Below are 17,573 nucleotides of genomic sequence, written 5' to 3'. Positions count from 1 at the left end.
CGGAGATCATGCCCTGAAGTAGTACCAGGAATCCCCGAGGGAGACGTACTCGTGATCGATATCGCTGACCGGAGCCGCGGCATTCGGTAGATAGAGGAACCCGCTACGCACTCCCGGGTAATGCTTCGACAGATAGAACTCGCATTCTCCGCCGCCCCCGCTCTCGATATGATGGAACTCGTAGACCCCGATTGCCGCACTTCTGTACGAGCTGTCCGACTGTCCGCTCTGCAGCGTGTCGCATTCCGCGGCGGCCCGATCCATATCGCTTCGAGCCAACTGCCAGCCGATCCGGCCCGGTACCGCGAATCCGGCCAGCGCCACGGTCGCCACCACGAGCAGCGGGACCAGAAGCCCCAGGCGCCACCAGTTCGCGTACCGCACGCAGCCGACCGCGATCAGGACCATCCACACCGCTACCGGTATGGCAAGCAGAAGTCCGAGCGGCAGCCAGAATTCCTCATCGCCGAACGTCGTCACATCCGCCCATAGCTTCAGGGCGCAGCACAGCGCGGTCGCGACGGCCGCCGCCACCATCGGCACCTTCCAGGCCGCCGGCGCCGGCGGCCTGGAATGCTCAGGCGACTCCCTCTTCGACATGTCTGTACTCCGTGTTCCCGTTGGCCGGATCCTCGTTCACCAACGTATAGCGCAGCGGAACCTGTTCACCCGTGTACTTGTCGGTCACGGACACGCCCATATCGGAGGTGAAGCGGCTCCAATCATCGGGAGGCATCGTCTGGCACCCTGCGCTGGCAACGTCGCCTTCTCGCCCGCAATGCCAGAACATGGACTCCCCGCCCGGCCCGGTGGCATTGTCATTGAAGAATCCGTCGTGGTTCGTGTCGTATTCCGCCGCGACCCGAGCGCTTTCCGGCATCGTAAAGACGTTTCCATCTCCCACCGTGTCGTGCTTGTTTTTAAACCAGTTGTGTCCGTACTCGTAGGTTCCCGCGGGGAGGCGGCCCAGTTCCCGCGTTCCGTCGCTGTTCACGTCGCGGGTCTCGCTGGGGTTGTCGATGTACCGCGCCGTCGGGTCCGTATTCGCCCGGTATTCGCTCACGTGCCTGACGCCGTGGTCATCGACCCAGATCAGGACAGCCTTGTCGTCATAGACTCCCTGCCCGTTGTTCGCGTAGACACTGGTTTCCCGACGGATCGCGATCATATTCTTCTGGTCCGGTCCGGAGTCGACTGAGCCGCCGTTCTTCTCGATCAGGGACGCATAGTAATCGTATTTCGCATCGATCTCCTGCTGAGCGGGCGAGGTCTGCCCGGGTGCGAGAATTACCGGATCCGAGACCCCGAGCAACTGGCCGCTCGAGTTGTCCGCGCTGTCGCCTTCACCGAGATCGTCGCCTCGGACGCGAACCTCTTCCGCCGCGGTGGTAATCGCGGCATAAATTCCGGCCTGCGCGCCGAGCAACTCGTTGAGGGCAGTGGCGACAGCCGTCTGGTGGGCCAGACGATCGGCTTCCCGATCGTCCGAGGATCCGCCCTGTGCGGCCACCGCCCAGCTCTCGGAAACGGTGAAGCCGTCTTCGGTGGCGAGAGCGACCTTGTCGAGAACGACCCTGCGGTAGTCGGTGAGCACCGCGCCACCGTCGATCATGGCATCGGCAAGCTCATCGACCGCTTGCTTCACTTTGTTGCCATTGTCGCGATCGCCGACGACTCGGTCATAGGCCGACCAGTACGCGTCGCCTTCCCACTGTTTGCCCGCTTCCCGAATCTGCGCGGCGGCGCTGTCGATGAGACCGAGGAAGTCGGAGTTGCGCACCTTGACCTCAGTGCCCGCTTCGGAGAGCTTCCACGGTTCCCACGATCGAAGCTGGGTCCGTGTCGGGACCTCGGTCACAGGTTCTCGGCCATCTGCGCGAGCTTGTCACGAAACTCGTTCTCGGTGACCTCGTAGTTGTCGGCGCTACCCCGACACAGGTTGGCGACTCGCCGATGCCGCATCGCCATCCGCAGCCACGCACCCTCGACGTACTCGGTGGCCGTCGCACAGACTGCGCCGAGCGGCGACCCCGGCAGTGCCGCGGCGACTGCGTCACCCCTGGTGCGGACGTCGAGCGCGTCGACTTTGCCGCCGATGTCGGTCATCGACGCCGCGAGCGCGCGTAGCTGCTGTGGATCAACCCTCATATCCGTCCCCCCTGCGATACCTCGTCAGCTCATCACATCTCGATGGCCTCGGCAAGCGAGCGAGAACCAGCCGACATTCGTAGGCGCCCTCTGCCCCGATCTGCGGAACACTGATTTCGGCCTCCTTGCCACCGATCTGTAGCGGGTCGTACCTCTCCTGGTCCAAAGTTCCCGGATAACCCAGATCGGCAGCGGTCGCCGCGATGAACAGGCGGTAGCCGGGCGACGGCTTCAAGTACGTGCACACGCGGCCGGGTCGATTTCCCACCGCATTCGCCGACACCCTCCCGCTGAGCTTCTCGAGGCCATGCTTCACCGCGAACTCTGGCGACAGGTCCTCGCAAGGATCGAAGTCGGAGTAGGTCGGCTCCTGTGAGGTGGTCGCACTCGAACCATCGCGAACATCTGTCGCGCAGCCCGACAACACAGCGGTACAGAGGACAGCTGTGGCGAGCCCGAGCCACCGGCTCATTCTGCAGGTCTTCCTGTGAGAAGAATCAACGGGTCATCCGGATCGGACACGGTACCGGATTCCACTTTGTTGCTGCACTTCGTGGAGTACGACTCCACGAATTCAAGTGGATCGGCTTGAGAACAGAGAAATCGAGTGGTATCTCAATTCCCGGACGGGAGCAGACCGACCACCTCGGTGGCGATATCGGTCAGTTCCACACACGGATCGGGCGCCGACGACCGATAGTCGCTCAATCGGAACCACAGACCGCCGAGTGCGAGCTCGACCATCAGCCTGCACTCGGCCGAGCCCACGATGCCGACCTCCGCCCTCGCCATCTCCCCCGGCCTGCCGCCGACCCGAACCGCATCGTATCGTTCCGGATAAATGGTGCCGACATAGCCCAATCTCGCTGCTGTGGTGGCTATTTCGAGCTGGTAGTCAGACTGCCTTCGATACGAGCAACCCCGCCCTGGCCTGTCTCCGACCATGTTCTGCATCTCGAATCGCTTGGCGTCCGTAAGACCGGAGTCGGCTAGAACAGCTCGTACGTGGTCGTCACAGGGGTCGAAGTCCGACAACTGCACGGTTGTCTGCGGTACTGATCCCGGGCGGTTCTCCTCAGCCGCATCGCAGGAGGACACGAATAGGGCCACGACCACGGCGGCCAAGGGTGCACACAGGGCGCGCGGGTGGGACTGCTTCATCATCATTGGGCCGACTTTCCGGTGAGGAGAATCTCGAGATCGTCCGGACGTGTCGCGATACCGTTTCGCAGTTCGAGTGAATAGTCCCGCGAATAGTCGTTGACGAATCCGATCAAGCCGGCCTGTGCGAAGACTTCGTTCAATGCTTGATCCCGGCTCGCCGACGTTTCGGTCTCGATCAATCGTCCATCGGGACCGATGAGGTCTACCCGGCGTCCGTCCAGGTCATAGCCGTGATCAGCCAGCTCTCCCTGTTCGAAGAGCTGAGTCAGGACGCTCTGCCGCATTCTGTCGTTGGTCTCGGCGTCGAGGCGGCTCGCATCCGGATACTGCGCGGACACGGGGTCCGGTTCCGGGTTCCACTTGTCCATCACCCCCTCGTACCCCTGCTCCTTCAACACCTCGTACACCGGCCCGGCCACCACCCCCGCTGGCCCCTTACCACCGGGATCCAAAGTGTCGAGCAGCGCGGACTTCGCGATGTCCCCGGCTTTCTGCCGATTGTCGTACGTCTCCTGCGCCGCGTCATTATGCTCGTTGATTTTCTCCTGATCCTGGAAGGTCAGCGCATTGGTGATCGCACTGGTGTGCCGGGCATTGAGGTCGGCGAGGTTCGAACCGTAGATGTCGAGCCAGCGCTGCGGATCGCCGTTTCCTTCGGTGAGCGCCCGGCTGATCATGTCGCTCTCGTAGGCCTGCCTGCTCACTTCGAGCATCAACCTGCCGCCCTCGGACTGGCTGGAGAGGAAGAGCAGGCGGTCGGCATCGGTCTGGGAAAGCGCTGCCTGATCGCCGCGGACGCCGCTGTCGACGACGTTGGGGGAAATGTAGGCGTCGATATTGCTGCCCATGACATTGGCGAGCGAGTCCGCGAGCGCGGGGTTCTCGGCGAAGGCGCGCACGTTCTTCTCGTAGGAGGTCTGGCCGTCTTCGGATTGCATTTCCGGGCGACCGGATACCGAGAGGTCGGAGGGGCCGCTCATGGGGGCGAAATAGTCCGGGAGGTCGGTGAGCGTCTGGCGGGCGCGATCACCCTCCTCGCCCGGCTTGTTCGAATCCTCGGCGATCCAGTCGAGAAGCCCAGCGGCGGACTTCCCGTCGTCGGGCCACTCTTCGCGGAAGATGGTGTCGCGGAAATCGTCGGCATCGAACTTGCCCGGCTTGTAGTCCGGACCGAGGTCGGGGCGTTCAGGCATGTCGTTGCCGGTGAGCAGGGAGTAGCTCACGTCATCGTTGCGGGTGGCGACCCCGAGCAACTGTTGGGCGGACTCCCGCATGTCCTCGTCGGTGCCCTCGTCGAAGCCCGGCGGCAGCTTCCCGTCGGAATTGTTCAGAAAGTCGATGATCTCTTCGCTCTGCCTTCCCAGCTCGACACCGAGCTGGTGGCCGGGCTGCATGCCGGGACTGGACTGGTCGAGAAGATCGGCGAACTCCCCTACCTCGGCGTAGTGGTCGGCGAGTTCCGGGCCGGACATAGGGGTGTCGCCCACGTATTCGGTCGGGTGCCCGGAGATGAGGGTCTGCAGGTCGGGTGGCAGGTCGTCGTAGGAGCCGGGGCTCCCATTGCTGCTCTTGACGTTCTCGTTGGAAACGGCGAGCACGCTGTTGGCCAAATTGTCCCGCTGCACGGCGGCGATCGGATCGCCCGCCTTCTCCCGGTTCTGCAGTTGCTCGTTCAGCCCGAGGATGCCGTCCTTGCCCGCACTGTCGAAGAACGCCCGGTAATAGTCCTGGGTGCTCGCGGGCAGCGTGGTCACCTCCTCACCGCGGGCCAGCTGGTCGATCTCGAACTGGCTCAGGACGGGCTGCGGAAGTTGCGCGGTGATGCGGTCGATCGCCGCCTCGTCGTTGCGGCGCACCGCGTCCGCGAGCTCGGCTCCGTCGCCGCGGCCGAAGCGGGCGGCCTGGGTGTCGGCGTCGGCCACGTCCAGGCTGGAGCCGAGCAGGTCGCCGGCGGAGCGGATCTCGACCGCCTGCTCAGCGATGCGCTGGGCGGCCTTGGACACCGCGTCCTCGAACGGCCAGCGGGCGCCGTCGATCAGCTCCTGGTGCGCCTGCCTGACCCCGGGCTCGGCGGTGTCGTAGTCCATCACCTTCCACACGTCGTCGATCACCATGCCCAGCGCCTGCGCGTCCGCGACCCGGCCGAGCAGCGACTGCCTGTGGTATTCGACGTCGTTGACCACGGCCTCCACCACGCCCACCAGCTCGTCGATCTCCATGGCGAGCTTGCGCACCTGGTCGTGATCCTGTGCCACCCGGTCGTAGGCGGCGTCGTAGGCGCGGCCCTGCCACACGCTCGCGGCGGCCTGGAAGTGGTTGCGGGTCGTATCGGCCTCGTCCATCACGTCGGTGCGGGACTCGGCCAGCTGCCGCGCCCACGCCCGCACCGGCTCGACATTCCAGGACTCGACGGTGGAGCGCCTAAGCACGGTGCACATCCAGCGCGGCGAGCCGGCCCGCGAACTCTTCCTCGGTGGTCTCCGCGCGATCGGCGCACACCACGCACGCCGTGCCGACCTGCCGGTAGCGGTCCGCCGCACGGAGGTACGCACCCTCGACGAATTCGGCGGCCTGCCCCAGCGCCTGCGCGAGCACGGACGGCGCGCTTTGATCCGGCAGCGCCGAGCCCAGAGCATCGGCGCTGGTGCGGACATCGACCCCGTCGATCCGATCACCCGCCTCGCCCAGCTTCCCCGCGAGAATTCGTATCTGCTCGATATCGGCATGCAGCATCCGCCCGGCCCCCTTCGTACGCTCACGTCCCCGGCGCGGACAGCGTAGCTGTGGGAGAGGGAACCAGACAACGCGGTCGGATGGGTTCGAGTTTCCGCCGGGCACAAGCTCGGCACGATGTCGGTGCCCGGCTCTATGGTGGTCGCTATGCGCGACGGGGGTGGTTCGCAATCGGAGACGGAACCGGGCGGGGTGGCGAACCTCGACCTGTTCCGCTACTTGACTGCGGAGGAGCGCGGCGATTACCTGGCGATCATGTCGCTGTTCACGGCGTCGCTGCTCGCCGACATGTCGGCGGCGGCGGCAGCCGAGCAGCTGGCCGCGACGGGAACCACGCTGCCCGCCGAACTCGTCGAGGCCCGCTGCAAACAGCTCGTCCGCTGGGGGAATCTGATTCCGTCGCTGCGGGACGCCCGGGTCGGCACGGTGGCCGAGTACCTGCGGGCGCGCTCGCGCTACCAGGTGTCCACCCTGGGCGGCCGGGTGCACCGGAGCGCGCTGGAGATCATGGCCACCGCCGATGGGGCGCGCGAGGTCGCCCGCGAGCTGCTGGGCCGGATCGCGGATGCGCTCGCGGACATCCCCCGGTTACTGGACGCCGTCGCGACCCCCGAGCGGGACGAGCGGCTGGCGGGCATCGTGACGACGATCTTCAACAACCAGCGGCTGTTCACCGCGAGCGTCACCGACTTCTACGCCTACCTGTCCGGCATGCTCTCCCGGTTCGATCTGGGCGGCGACGAGTACGCCCGGTTCAAGGAGCTGCTGCTGGACTACGTCGACCTGATCAACGCCGACGTCAACCGGCACGCTCCGCTGATCGCCCGCGCACTCGACCGGGTGCTGCCCCGCATCGTTGAGCTGCTGGCCGTTCTCGATGCGCTGCCGGGGCTGAGCCTCGGCGAGGAGGTCGCGGTCGAGCGCTCGGCGGGCCGGTCGCGCACGGACTGGACGCAGCTGCACCAGTGGTATTCGGGGGCCGATTCCGGCCCAGGGCAGCTGCGCAACGCCGCCGGTCAGGCGCTCGGACAGCTGATCGCCAATGCCAAGCGCATTCTCGACTCGTCCCGCACCGGGTACTCGCGCCGCGCCGACCTGCTGCGCCTGGCGAACTGGCTCGACCACTCCGCCGACGACGAGGCGAGCCGGTTGTTCGCGGCGGCGTTCGGCGCCTGGCCGACCAGGCATCTCGGTCTCGGCCCCGACGAACCCGACCCGCGGGTGTCGCCAACGACATCGTGGCGCGCCGCCGACCCCATCGATGTCCCGGTCTCGCTGCGCGAACGCGGAAACCGGGTGTCGCGCGGCCGGGTGTCGCGGGTCCCCGATTCCACCGCCGATCGCAGGATCATCGAGGCCGCGGCCCGCGCCGAGGCGCAGCGTCACCGCGAAGCCGCCGCTGAGCTGCTCGCCTGCGGGAATCTCGACGGCGGGAAGCTCTCGGCGGCGGCCCGCACGGTCCTCCTCGACCTGCTGGCCAGGCTGCTGGCGGTGCGCACGGATTTCCCGGACGACATCGTCCTCGTCGACCACGACCTGGGGCTGGTGGTCGCGGCGGTGGCGGGCGGGCACACCCGGGTGGAATCTCCGGACGGCACGTTGACCGTCGACGGGTACACGCTCTCCGTCCGACCGGTGGCGGAGGCGGGCGGCGCCACGGATCTGCGAGTGGCACGATGACCGACGACACCGGCCGGGCCCGGTCGCTCGGCACCCGGTCGTACGAGGCGGCCGCCGTGCGCGAGGCCGCCCGCGTCCTGCTGGAGACGCCGATCGTGACGGCGGCGCGCGCCCCGGAATCGCTCGCGCTGATCCGGCGGCACGCGGCCGCGCTGCGCACGATGTTCGGCACCCAGCTCGGCTACCAGCTCGTCGTCGAGCCGGGTTTCGCGCGGCTGGCCAAATCACCGCCGGAAGCCGATGCCCCGCTGCGCAATCTCGCGCGCCGCAGCGGGACGCCGCTGGACGCCGCGACCTACACGCTCGTCGCGCTGGCCTGCGCGGCACTGCTCGCCCCCGGTGTCGGGGAGCAGATCCTGATCTCGCAACTGGTCGCCCAGATCCGTGCCGACGCCGCCGAACAGCAGATCGCGCTCTCCGACGGGCTGCCGGGGCGCAGGCGGCTGGTGGCCGCGCTCGGGGTGCTGATCGAGTGGGGTGTGCTGACCGAGACCGACGGCACCGTCGCGCAGTGGGGTGACAGCCAGGACAGCGAGGGGCTGCTGACGGTGTGCAGGCCACTGCTGCCGCACATCCTGATTCGATCGATCGGGCCCGCTGTCGGGCCGGACGACGTGCTGGCCCCGGAGACCGGGGCTCCCCGGCAGCGGCTCCGGCGCAGGCTCACCGAGAACCCGGCGGTGCTGCGGGAGAACCTGAGCCCGGAGGAGCTCGACGTGCTCTCCAGGGAGCGGAACGAGCTCGCCCGGCTGCTCAACGACAACTTCGGGCTGACCCTCGAGGTCAGGGCCGAGGGCGCGCTCGCCTACGACCCGGCCGACGCACTGGGCGACATCGCCTTTCCCGGCCCCGGCACCGTCAAGCAGGCCGCGCTGCTGCTCATCGGCGAGCTCGCCGATCGGGGCGACGGCGAGTACTTCCCGTTCGATCTCGTCGACACCGTGCTCGGCACGCTGATCGAGCGGCACCGGCGGATCTGGAAGGCCGAGTACGGCGCGGCTCCGGATCGGCTGCGCGAGGACATCGTCGAGCTGCTGCGGTCGCTGTGCCTCGCCGAACGGCACGACGGCGGGCTGCGGCTACTGCCGCCCGCCCACCGGTATCGGCCGCGGATCACCGTGACCACGCAGCTCACCCTCGAGGTGCAGGGGGAGGAATCACCGTGAACGCCACGCCGGTCAAACACTTCGAGGAGCGCTGGCGGCTCGTCCGCGCGGGCGTGGTCAACGTCTGGCACTACCTGGACACCGAGTTCGCCATCTCCGGTGGCAGGTTGATCCTGCGCGGCGCGAACGGCTCCGGGAAGTCTCGGGCGCTGGAGATGCTGCTGCCGTTCCTGTTCGACGCGGACCGGCGGCGGATGGACGCGACCGGGTCGCAGAAGGTCAGCCTCGACGAACTGATGCGCACCGGCGCCCGCGGCCAGACCAACCGGATCGGCTACCTGTGGCTCGAACTCGCGCGCCCCGGCGGCTATCTCACGCTCGGCGCGCACATCAGGTACAGCGCCTCGGCACACCGCTCCGAGGTGCAGTTCTTCGTCACCGGCCGCCGGGTCGGTGCGGAGCTGCCGCTGCTCGACGAAGACCGGCAGGCGCTCTCCAGGGAACGGCTGCGCGACCTGATCGGCGCCGACGCGCTGACCGACGCCGAGCAGCATCGGGAGCACGTCCGCGCCCGGGTGTTCGGGCTGCGCGGCGACGGTGACCGGGACCGGTTCACCGGGCTGATCCAGCTGCTGCACACGCTGCGCTCCCCCGACGTCGGCAACCGGATCGACGAGGGCAAGCTCCCGCAGATTCTCTCCGACGCGCTGCCACCGCTGAACGAGCGGACGCTGGAAGCGGCGGGCGAAAGGCTGGACGGGCTCACCGCGACCCGATTGGCGCAGGAGCAGCTGGCCGGAACCCTGGAGCAGGTCAGGCGCTTCCACGCGGTCTATCGCGGGTATGCCGCCGGCGTGCTCACCCAGAGCGCCGCGGCGCTGCGGACGGCGGCCATCGGCCTCATCGAAGCCCGGCGCACCCGCGATGAATTCGCCGGTGAGCGGGATGGATTCGAGGCGGCCGAGAGCGCCGCCGAGGTCGAGGTGACCGAGCTGACCGCGGCCAAGGCCGAGTTGAAGGATGCCATCACGGCGCTGCGTGAACGCCCGCTCTTCGACGACCTGAAAGACCTGGAGCAGTACGAGTCTACGGTGGCCGCGCTGCGCGGCGGTGCGGAGCAGGGGCTCGGCGCCGCGCGGCGTTCGCGGGAAGCGGAGGAGGCCGCCGCGCAGCGGTACGCCGACGCCGCCGCCGGGCTCCGCGAGGCCGCCGCCGAAGCGGGGGCGGCACTGCGCGAGGCGGTGGCCGGGCTCACCGCGGTCGATCTCCCGCACGGCAGGCTGCCTAACTCGATCGGGGTGGAATCCGCCGACGAGGACCAGTCCATCGACGCCGTCATGGACTCCCTCGACCAGGCGCCGATCCAGGTCACCCGCCCGCGGGTGGCGGTGCGCACCCTCGTCCCCGGCGATCTCGCCGAGACGCGGGCGGGTGCGGAGGCATCACGCCGGGCGGCCGCCGACCGGCGGGACAAGGCCGACCGGCGGGTACGGGAGGCACGGCGGCTCGACGACGAGCACCGCCGGATCCGGGGCCTGGAGGATGTCGCCGCGGACCGGGAGCACAGCGCCGCCGAGGCGGCGGCGCGGGCCGAGGCCGACGCCGCGGCGAGGGACGAGATCGCCGTCGAGATCAACCGCGGCTGGCGCGATTGGCTCGCCGCACCGGGAACCACCCAGTTGCTGCCGAATGTGGACCGCGCGCATCCCGTCCTCGCCGCGCTACTCGCCGATCCCGAGGCGCTCTGCGGCGATGCCGACGATGCGCAGCTCACCGCTCTGGACACGCTGGCGGCCGAGCTCGCGCAGCCGGTCAGGGACGAGCTCGTCGGGCGCTCGGCCGCGATCACGCTCCAGGTCGAGCAGCACCGCGCGGGCATGCGTGCGCTGCGGGAGCGGCGTGTGCGGCTGCTGGCCGCCGAGGACCCCGAACCACCGGCGGCGCCGTGGCAATCCACCGGCCGCGGCATCCCGCTCTGGCGGGCCATCGATTTCCGCGACGAAACGCCCGAATCCGAGCACGCGGGAATCGAAGGCGCGCTGCTCGCCGCCGGGCTGCTGACCGCCTACTGCACCACCGAGGGCGAACTGCACGCCGACGACGGCGAGGTCCTGCTGCGCGCGGGGCAGCCGGCCACCACACCGCTCTCCCTGGTGCTGCGGCCCGATCCCGCCGCACCGGAGGCGACCACCGCGGTCGAGCAGATTCTGGCCGCGATCGGGTGGCGAGATCCGGACGCGGTGACCGCCATCGCCGGGGACGGCAGCTGGCGCAACGGCATGCTCAGCGGCAGGCACCACCCGCCCGCCGCACGCCACATCGGCGCGACCGCCAGAGCCGCCGCGCGCCGCGCCGAACTGCGCGAGATCGAGCGCGAGCTGGACGTGGTCGCCGCCGCGATCGAGGAACTCGAGGCCGAAGAGCTGGAGCTGCGCGGCCGCCGCGATGAGCTGGACCACCTGGTACGCACCGCACCGCGCTCGCAGAAACTGGTGGCCGCCAGGCAGCACGCGCGGACCCAGGAAGGCCACGCGACCCGGCTGCGCGCCGACGCGGTCACCGCCAGGGCGGACGCCACCGCGCACCGTGCGGCGTGGAGCGCGGCCGAGCGCGAACACCGCGCGCTGTGCGAAGGATTCGGTCTCCCCGCCGAGCTCGACGACCTCCTCCGGTCGCGCGATGGGTGCGAGACCGCTCGCGCCGCCTGCGCCGCGCTGGAGCGGAGCTGCCGGGACGCCGAACGGCAACGTACCGCGGCGGACAGCGCCTACCGGCGGCTCCTCGACAGCCGCACCCGGCGGGCGGAGGACGAGGCGACGGCGGCTGACGGGCGCGACATATGGCAACGCGAAGCCGTCAAGCTGGAGGCGCGCCGGGAAGCGCTCGAGCTCCCGCAGCAGCAGCTGAACGCGGAGATCGCGGACAGCGTGCGCGAACTCGGGCGCACCCGAGTCGAGCTCGGTGCGGCGACCACGCGCCGCGACGAGGCCCGCGCGAAGAAGATCCAGGCGACCTCCGACCACCGTTTCGCGGAGGCGGCCGTGCACGAGGGCGCCGCGGCGCTGCGCCGAGCGGCCGAGTTCCTGGCCGCGCGGCTCCGGCTCCCCGGACTCACCGCCGCCGCGACCGATACCGCGCTCGCCCCGATTCCCGACCCGCAGGACGCGGCGGCCTGCGTCGACACCGCGGACGCGATCATCGCCCGCCTGCGCGGCCACCGGGCGACGACCGAGGCGCAACTGGGGAACGCGCTCACCCGCTTCGGCGCCGACACCTCGGGTCAGCTCGACATCTCGCAGATCGACGGACCCGGCGTGATCCTGGTGCACATCGAGGGTGCCGAGCACCACCACGACCTTCCCGCGGTGCTGGCGCACCTCACCGACAAGGTCGAGCGCGGCCGGACCGCGCTGACCGAGCGGGAACGCGAGGTCTTCACCGAGTTCATCCTCGGCAATATCACCGACGAGCTGCGCCGCCGCGCGCTGCAGGCCGGGCAGCTCGTCGACGCGATGAATGCGAGCCTGGCCCACACCAGGACCAGTCACAACATCGGCGTGCGGCTCCGCTGGGAACTGAACGACGCCGACCCCGAGCTGCGCAGGCTCATGGAGCTCGTCGGCAAGGCCGACGAACTGCGTCCGGACGACGACAGCGCGGAGCTGGTCGCGCTGGTCCGGGCGCGGGTGGAGCGGCTGCACGCCGCCGACGCCGCCGCCGGGTACGCCGCCCACCTGCGGGAAGCGCTCGACTACCGCTCCTGGCACGCGGTCGAGGTCACCATCCTCGGCCCGGAGCAGGGACAGACCAGGAAGATCTCGCGGCGCGCCAAGATCTCGCAGGGCGAGACCCGCTTCGTCTCGTACGTGACGCTCTTCGCGGCCGCGGACGGCTACCTCTCCGGGCTGCCCGATGCCGCGGGCGCACTGCGCCTCGTCCTGCTCGACGACGCCTTCGCCAAGGTCGACGAGCGGGCGATCGGCGAGCTCATGGGGCTGCTGGTCCGGTTGGACATCGACTTCGTGATGACCGGCCACGCACTGTGGGGCACCGTCCCCGAGGTGCCCGCGCTCGACATCTACGAGATCCGCCGGATGGGCGACAGCTGCGTCGTCCCTACCCACATTCACTGGGACGGACGCAACAAACACTTCCTCACCGCGGTAGGCCGCTGATGGCCCTCCCGCCGCGGGCCCGCGAATTCCTCGCCGCACCGAGCCTGGACGAGTTCTGGGCGAAACTGCGCGAACGGCTCGAACGCACCGGTCACGCCATCACCGGCACGGTCAGGGGGGATCTCGATTCCGATGCGGCGGAGCGAATTTCAGGTCTGCTCGCGCGCCGGGTGGCCCCCGGCAGGCGCACCGTGTCGATCTCCGAACTCGACGCGGCGCTGCGGCACAGCGCCGCCGGAACCGGGCTGATCACCGTGCTCGCCGAGCTGACCGGCGGCCCGCTGCGCGATCGCCCCTCGGAGCGGCTGGCCCGCCGGGACACCGTGAGCGCGCTGTGGACCGAAGTCGAGCGGGTGCTCGAGGAGACCGGGCTGGCGGCAGCGCCCTGGGCCGAGGCGTGGAAGCAGTGGCTGCGCGGCACCGGTCTGCTGCTGCGCGCCGCCGCTCCCGAGCACGCCGAATTCGCCACCGCCGCGAAAGCGGTGGCGATCGCGCTGGACCAGCGACAGCCACCTCGGATGCTCGGCCAGCTGGCCACCGACGTCGCCGGTGACGCGCACGCGCTGGACAGCGACCGGCTTGCAGGCCGGCTGGCGATCCGCGCGCTGAGCCTGGCCTTCGACCGGCCCGACCCGCTCACCCCCCGCGATCGCAGCACGCTGTGGCAGCTCGCGGGCATCACCGTCGACGCGGTCTCCGGCACCGTCCTCACCTGGGGGCTGCGCCCGCCCGGGCGTGACCAGTGGTCGGCGATGCTCCGCACCCGCACCGAGCTGGGACTGGTCACCCACCTCACACTGGCCGAACTCGCCGCCTACCCCATCCCGCTGACCGCCCGGGACGTCACCGTCGCCGCCTGCGAGAATCCGCAGGTTCTCCAGCGCGCGGCGGAGAGTCTCGTACCGAAACCGCTCGTCTGCTTCAGCGGCAATCCGTCCGCCGCCGGGATCGCGCTCGCCGAACGTGTCCGCATCCGCTACCACGGCGACTTCGACTGGCCCGGCATCGGTATCGCCGCCCGGCTTCACGCCGCCGGCGCCGAGCCCTGGCGAATGTCCGCCGACGACTATCTGGCCGCCATCGACTCCGGCGTTCATCGGCTGCCGCTCACCGGTCAGCAGGCACCGACTCCATGGGATCCCGACCTCGCACCGGCCATGCACCGCACCGGGCTCGTCGTGCACGAGGAGTCCCTCCTGGATGTGCTGCTCGCCGACCTTCGGTGATCCGCGTCCTTCGGAAGGGCCGAGTGCTTTTCGGCCCAGCGCCCAGCTCGGTTCTCAGCGTGCCGTCGAGCCGAGATCGGTTGCGGACTGTTGGTCGGTGGCCTGTAGTTTGCCAATTGCCGCGAGGAAGGTGTCGCGTTGGTCGCGCGCGACGGCGATGTGCTGGTCGATGCGTTTGGCCGCCGAATCGTCCGAGTCGTCCGCGCTGTGCGGTGGCTGCGGCCGATACCGCCATCGCCACCTTCCAAGCCACCGGCGCCGGCGCTCGGATGCTCTCAGGCTCGGTTCCCGGCCTCATGTGCTCCTTCGTCGGGTGGCGATCAGGCCAGCTCCTCGATCTTCGCGGCAAGCTCGGTGCCGGTCAGCGGCTCCCGGGCGATGACCGCGATCGTGTCGTCCCCGGCGATCGTCCCCACGATCCACGGCAGCGCCGCCCGATCCAGCGCGCTCGCGAGGTAGTGCGCGGCCCCCGGCGGGGTGCGCAGAACGGCGATGTTTCCACTGGCATCGGTGGAGACCAGCAGGTCACCGAGGAGCTTGGAGAGGCGGTCGGTGCCACCGGTGACCCCGCGGACGGGGCTGCCGTCCTCGGGGACGATATAGACGCCCGCTCCCCCATCGGCGGCACGCAGCTTCACCGCGCCGAGCTCGTCGAGATCGCGCGAGAGGGTGGCTTGAGTGGTTTCGATTCCTTCGGCGGCGAGCAGTGCGGCGAGTTCGCCCTGGCTGCGGACGGGGTGAGCGGCGAGCAGTTCGATGATGCGGGATTGCCGTCCGGCCCGGGTCCGCGCGATGGCGGGGCCCCGGCCGGACTGGCTTCGGGAAGCGGTCATCGTGGTGCTCCCGATCGTCGGCAGCCGGATTCCATGGCGGAAGGACGGCTCATGGCAGTGACTCCGTGCGTTTATCCAGCAGCCAGACCAGCAGCGCCTTCTGGGCGTGCAGGCGGTTCTCGGCCTCGTCCCAGACGGCGCTGTGCGGGCCGTCCAGTACCTCGTCGGTGATCTCCTCGCCGCGGTGGGCGGGAAGGCAGTGCAGGACAACGACTTCCGGTGCGGCATGCGCGAGCAACGCGGCGTTGAGCTGGAAGGGGCGGAAGGGGCCGACGCGATCGAGGCCGTCGTTCTCCTGGCCCATGCTGGTCCAGGTGTCGGTGACGAGGACATCGGCGCCGGTGGCGGCGGCGATGGGGTCGTCGGTGACGAGCACGGTCGCACCGGTTTCGGCGGCGCGCTTCGTAGCCGCGGCGACGACGGCGGGGTCGGGGACGAAGCCGGTGGGGGCGGCGATCACCACGTTCAGCCCGGCCGTCACCCCGCCGAGCAGCAGGGAGTGCGCCATGTTGTTGGCACCGTCGCCGAAGTAGGCGAGGGTGCGGCCACGCAGCGAACCGAACCGTTCGCGAAGCGTCAGCAAGTCGGCGAGGACCTGGCAGGGGTGGAATTCGTCGGAGAGGGCGTTGACGATCGGCACGGTGGCGGCGGCGGCCATCTGCTCCAGGCGGGCCTGGGCGAAGGTGCGCCAGACGACGGCGTCCACGTAGCGGGAGAGGACGCGGCCGGTGTCGGCGAGGGTCTCCTCGCGGCCGAGCTGGGTGTCGCGGCCGTCGACGACCACCGCGTGGCCGCCGAGCTGGGCGATGCCGACCTCGAAGGAGAACCTGGTGCGGGTGGAGTTCTTCTCGAAGATCACGCCGACGCCGCGCGGGCCGTCCAGCGGCCTGCGGGAGAACGGTGCCGCCTTGAGTTCGGCTGCCAGCGTGAGGATCTCGTCCTGCTCGGCGGGGGTGAGGTCGTCGTCGCGGAGGAAGTGGCGCGGGCCGGCGACTACTGCGGGGACGACCCCCGCCGCGGGCGCGGGACCGGCGGCCGCCCCCCGCCCGGGCGCGGGATGCGCGGCAGTGCCCTGCCCGGCCGCGGAATCGGCGGCGGACTCCTGCGCGGTCGGGGCGGCCGAGGGGGCGGCTTCGATCGGCGTCACGGAGCCGCCGTCGATGGAATCCGAGGTCACGCTTCCTCCTTGGCGTCGGCAGCGGCGGCATCCAGGATCGCGGGCAGATCCGCGACGAAGCTCTCCGCCTGGGTTTCGGTGAGCACGAGCGGCGGGGCGAGCCGGATGGTGTCCGGCTTGGGGGCGTTCACCAGGTAGCCGGCCTCCCGGGCGCGGGTCTCCACCTGCGCCGATATGCCACGTCGAAGCCCGATGCCGAGCAGCAACCCGGCGCCGCGCACGTGGTCCACCTCGGGGTGCTCGAGCAGTTCGATGCCGTCGACGAGCCGCTTGCCCACCGACTCGACGTGCGCGAGCAGCCCGTCGGCGTCGATGGTGCGCAGCACGGCCAGCGCGGCGGCCGCGCAGACCGGGTTGCCGCCGAAGGTGGTGCCGTGCGCGCCGGGCTGCAGCAGCTCGGCGGCGGCGCCGCGGGCCAGGACGGCGCCGATCGGCAGGCCGCCGCCGAGGCCCTTGGCCAGGGTGATGACGTCCGGCACGATGCCGGCGGCGTGGTGTGCGTAGAAGGCGCCGGTGCGGCCGATGCCGGTCTGCACCTCGTCCAGGATGAGCAGGGCGCCGTGGCGGGCGGTGATCTCGCGGGCCTTGGCGAGGTAATCGATGGGCGGAACGATGACGCCGCTCTCGCCGAGGATCGGCTCCAGAACCACAGCGGCGGTGTGCTCGTCCACCGCTGCTTCCAGCGCGGCGGCATCGCCGTAGGGGATGTGCCGCACGCCGGGCGGCATGGGCGCGAAGGGCTCCCGCTTGGCGGGCTGGCCGGTGAGCGCCAGCGCGCCCATGGTCCGGCCGTGGAACGCCTCCTCGCAGGCCACGATGTGCGGCCGCCCGGTGAGCCTGGCGATCTTGAACGCGGCCTCGTTGGCCTCGGCGCCGGAGTTGCAGAAGAAGGCGCGACCCCCGCCGAACTGGGCGAGCAGCCGCTCGGCCAGCTCGATCACCGGCTCGCTGACGTACAGGTTGGAGACGTGCCCGAGCGTCCCGAGCTGCTGCGCGACCGCGGCCAGGATGGCGGGGTGCGCGTGGCCGAGGCTGTTCACCGCGATGCCGCCGAGGAAGTCGAGGTAGCGCTTGCCGTCGGCGTCGTAGACCACCGCGCCCGCGCCGCGCACCAGCGCGATCTTGGGGGTGCCGTAGTTGTTCATCAGGGCGGCGTTCCACCGGCCCTGCAGGTCGGCCGAGCTCATATCGTCTCCTCGGGGGTCACCATGGTGCCGATTCCTTCTCCGGTGAACAGCTCGAGCAGCACCGAGTGCGGGACCCGGCCGTCGATCACGTGCGCGGTGGGGACGCCGCCCCGCACCGCGCGCAGGCAGGCCTCCATCTTGGGG

Annotated in this window: 13 protein-coding genes and 1 pseudogene; 4 read left to right on the top strand and 10 right to left on the bottom strand. The window is 69.9% G+C overall.

What is annotated here, in order from left to right:
• Positions 1–6 precede the first annotated feature (6 nt).
• From NH2_RS19130 to NH2_RS19105, 6 genes are all read right to left on the bottom strand, one after another.
• Positions 7–600 (bottom strand): hypothetical protein, encoded by a 594-nt coding sequence (locus NH2_RS19130; RefSeq protein WP_157103859.1) that lies wholly within the window; start codon positions 598–600, stop codon positions 7–9.
• The gene (locus NH2_RS19125) at positions 578–1,858 is read right to left on the bottom strand and encodes a hypothetical protein (RefSeq protein ID WP_067655967.1); all 1,281 of its coding nucleotides are present in this window, start codon (positions 1,856–1,858) and stop codon (positions 578–580) included. The genes NH2_RS19130 and NH2_RS19125 overlap by 23 nt, the downstream gene beginning before the upstream one ends.
• Entirely contained in the window at positions 1,855–2,106 is a 252-nt protein-coding gene (locus tag NH2_RS19120; RefSeq protein WP_245650656.1) for a hypothetical protein, read from the bottom strand. The genes NH2_RS19125 and NH2_RS19120 overlap by 4 nt, the downstream gene beginning before the upstream one ends.
• Positions 2,107–2,763: 657 nt before the next feature.
• Positions 2,764–3,315, bottom strand: a complete 552-nt coding sequence (locus tag NH2_RS28305) for a DUF3558 family protein (protein ID WP_084505687.1) — start codon at positions 3,313–3,315, stop codon at positions 2,764–2,766.
• Positions 3,312–5,750: a TPR repeat domain-containing protein gene (locus tag NH2_RS19110; RefSeq protein WP_245650655.1), complete on the bottom strand. Its 2,439-nt coding sequence runs from the start codon at positions 5,748–5,750 to the stop codon at positions 3,312–3,314. Before NH2_RS19110 ends, NH2_RS28305 begins: the two co-directional genes overlap by 4 nt.
• Entirely contained in the window at positions 5,734–6,045 is a 312-nt protein-coding gene (locus tag NH2_RS19105; protein WP_067655958.1) for a hypothetical protein, read from the bottom strand. The genes NH2_RS19110 and NH2_RS19105 overlap by 17 nt, the downstream gene beginning before the upstream one ends.
• Before the next feature lie 147 nt (positions 6,046–6,192).
• Between NH2_RS19105 and NH2_RS19100 the strand changes: the two genes are divergently transcribed.
• The 4 genes from NH2_RS19100 to NH2_RS19085 are packed head-to-tail and all read left to right on the top strand — an operon-like array spanning position 6,193 to position 14,232.
• Positions 6,193–7,725: a DUF2397 domain-containing protein gene (locus NH2_RS19100; protein WP_067656101.1), complete on the top strand. Its 1,533-nt coding sequence runs from the start codon at positions 6,193–6,195 to the stop codon at positions 7,723–7,725.
• Entirely contained in the window at positions 7,722–8,891 is a 1,170-nt protein-coding gene (locus tag NH2_RS19095; protein ID WP_067655955.1) for a TIGR02678 family protein, read from the top strand. The genes NH2_RS19100 and NH2_RS19095 overlap by 4 nt, the downstream gene beginning before the upstream one ends.
• Complete coding sequence (locus tag NH2_RS19090) at positions 8,888–13,006, top strand: TIGR02680 family protein (protein ID WP_067655952.1); 4,119 nt, start codon at positions 8,888–8,890, stop codon at positions 13,004–13,006. The genes NH2_RS19095 and NH2_RS19090 overlap by 4 nt, the downstream gene beginning before the upstream one ends.
• Positions 13,006–14,232: a TIGR02679 family protein gene (locus NH2_RS19085; RefSeq protein WP_067655949.1), complete on the top strand. Its 1,227-nt coding sequence runs from the start codon at positions 13,006–13,008 to the stop codon at positions 14,230–14,232. Before NH2_RS19090 ends, NH2_RS19085 begins: the two co-directional genes overlap by 1 nt.
• A gap of 320 nt (positions 14,233–14,552) precedes the next feature.
• Here NH2_RS19085 and NH2_RS19080 read toward each other — a convergent pair whose 3' ends face one another.
• The 4 genes and pseudogenes from NH2_RS19080 to NH2_RS29910 all read right to left on the bottom strand — a co-directional run.
• A complete protein-coding gene (locus NH2_RS19080) occupies positions 14,553–15,065 on the bottom strand; it encodes an arginine repressor (protein ID WP_067655946.1) in 513 nt (170 codons plus the stop codon).
• A gap of 49 nt (positions 15,066–15,114) precedes the next feature.
• A complete protein-coding gene (gene argF, locus NH2_RS19075; RefSeq protein WP_281202044.1) occupies positions 15,115–16,242 on the bottom strand; it encodes an ornithine carbamoyltransferase in 1,128 nt (375 codons plus the stop codon).
• Positions 16,239–17,429, bottom strand: a complete 1,191-nt coding sequence (locus NH2_RS19070) for an acetylornithine transaminase (protein WP_067655943.1) — start codon at positions 17,427–17,429, stop codon at positions 16,239–16,241. Before NH2_RS19070 ends, argF begins: the two co-directional genes overlap by 4 nt.
• Positions 17,426–17,573: pseudogene (locus tag NH2_RS29910) on the bottom strand (acetylglutamate kinase); the annotation flags it as partial. The gene NH2_RS19070 and the pseudogene NH2_RS29910, both read right to left, overlap by 4 nt.

This window comes from Nocardia harenae NBRC 108248 (genome assembly GCF_001612885.1).
Lineage (GTDB): Bacteria > Actinomycetota > Actinomycetes > Mycobacteriales > Mycobacteriaceae > Nocardia > Nocardia harenae.
Note: the sequence above shows the minus strand (reverse complement) of the source record. Positions and strands in the feature narration are given on the sequence as shown.

What these genes read in the sequence shown, in the direction of transcription:
- NH2_RS19130 (WP_157103859.1), bottom strand. Translation starts at nt 600, where the DNA reads ATGTCGAAGAGGGAGTCGCCTGAGCATTCCAGGCCGCCGGCGCCGGCG.
- NH2_RS19120 (WP_245650656.1), bottom strand. Translation starts at nt 2,106, where the DNA reads ATGACCGACATCGGCGGCAAAGTCGACGCGCTCGACGTCCGCACCAGG.
- NH2_RS28305 (WP_084505687.1), bottom strand. Translation starts at nt 3,315, where the DNA reads ATGATGATGAAGCAGTCCCACCCGCGCGCCCTGTGTGCACCCTTGGCC.
- NH2_RS19110 (WP_245650655.1), bottom strand. Translation starts at nt 5,750, where the DNA reads ATGTGCACCGTGCTTAGGCGCTCCACCGTCGAGTCCTGGAATGTCGAG.
- NH2_RS19105 (WP_067655958.1), bottom strand. Translation starts at nt 6,045, where the DNA reads ATGCTGCATGCCGATATCGAGCAGATACGAATTCTCGCGGGGAAGCTG.
- NH2_RS19100 (WP_067656101.1), top strand. Translation starts at nt 6,193, where the DNA reads ATGCGCGACGGGGGTGGTTCGCAATCGGAGACGGAACCGGGCGGGGTG.
- NH2_RS19095 (WP_067655955.1), top strand. Translation starts at nt 7,722, where the DNA reads ATGACCGACGACACCGGCCGGGCCCGGTCGCTCGGCACCCGGTCGTAC.
- NH2_RS19085 (WP_067655949.1), top strand. Translation starts at nt 13,006, where the DNA reads ATGGCCCTCCCGCCGCGGGCCCGCGAATTCCTCGCCGCACCGAGCCTG.
- NH2_RS19080 (WP_067655946.1), bottom strand. Translation starts at nt 15,065, where the DNA reads ATGACCGCTTCCCGAAGCCAGTCCGGCCGGGGCCCCGCCATCGCGCGG.
- NH2_RS19070 (WP_067655943.1), bottom strand. Translation starts at nt 17,429, where the DNA reads ATGAGCTCGGCCGACCTGCAGGGCCGGTGGAACGCCGCCCTGATGAAC.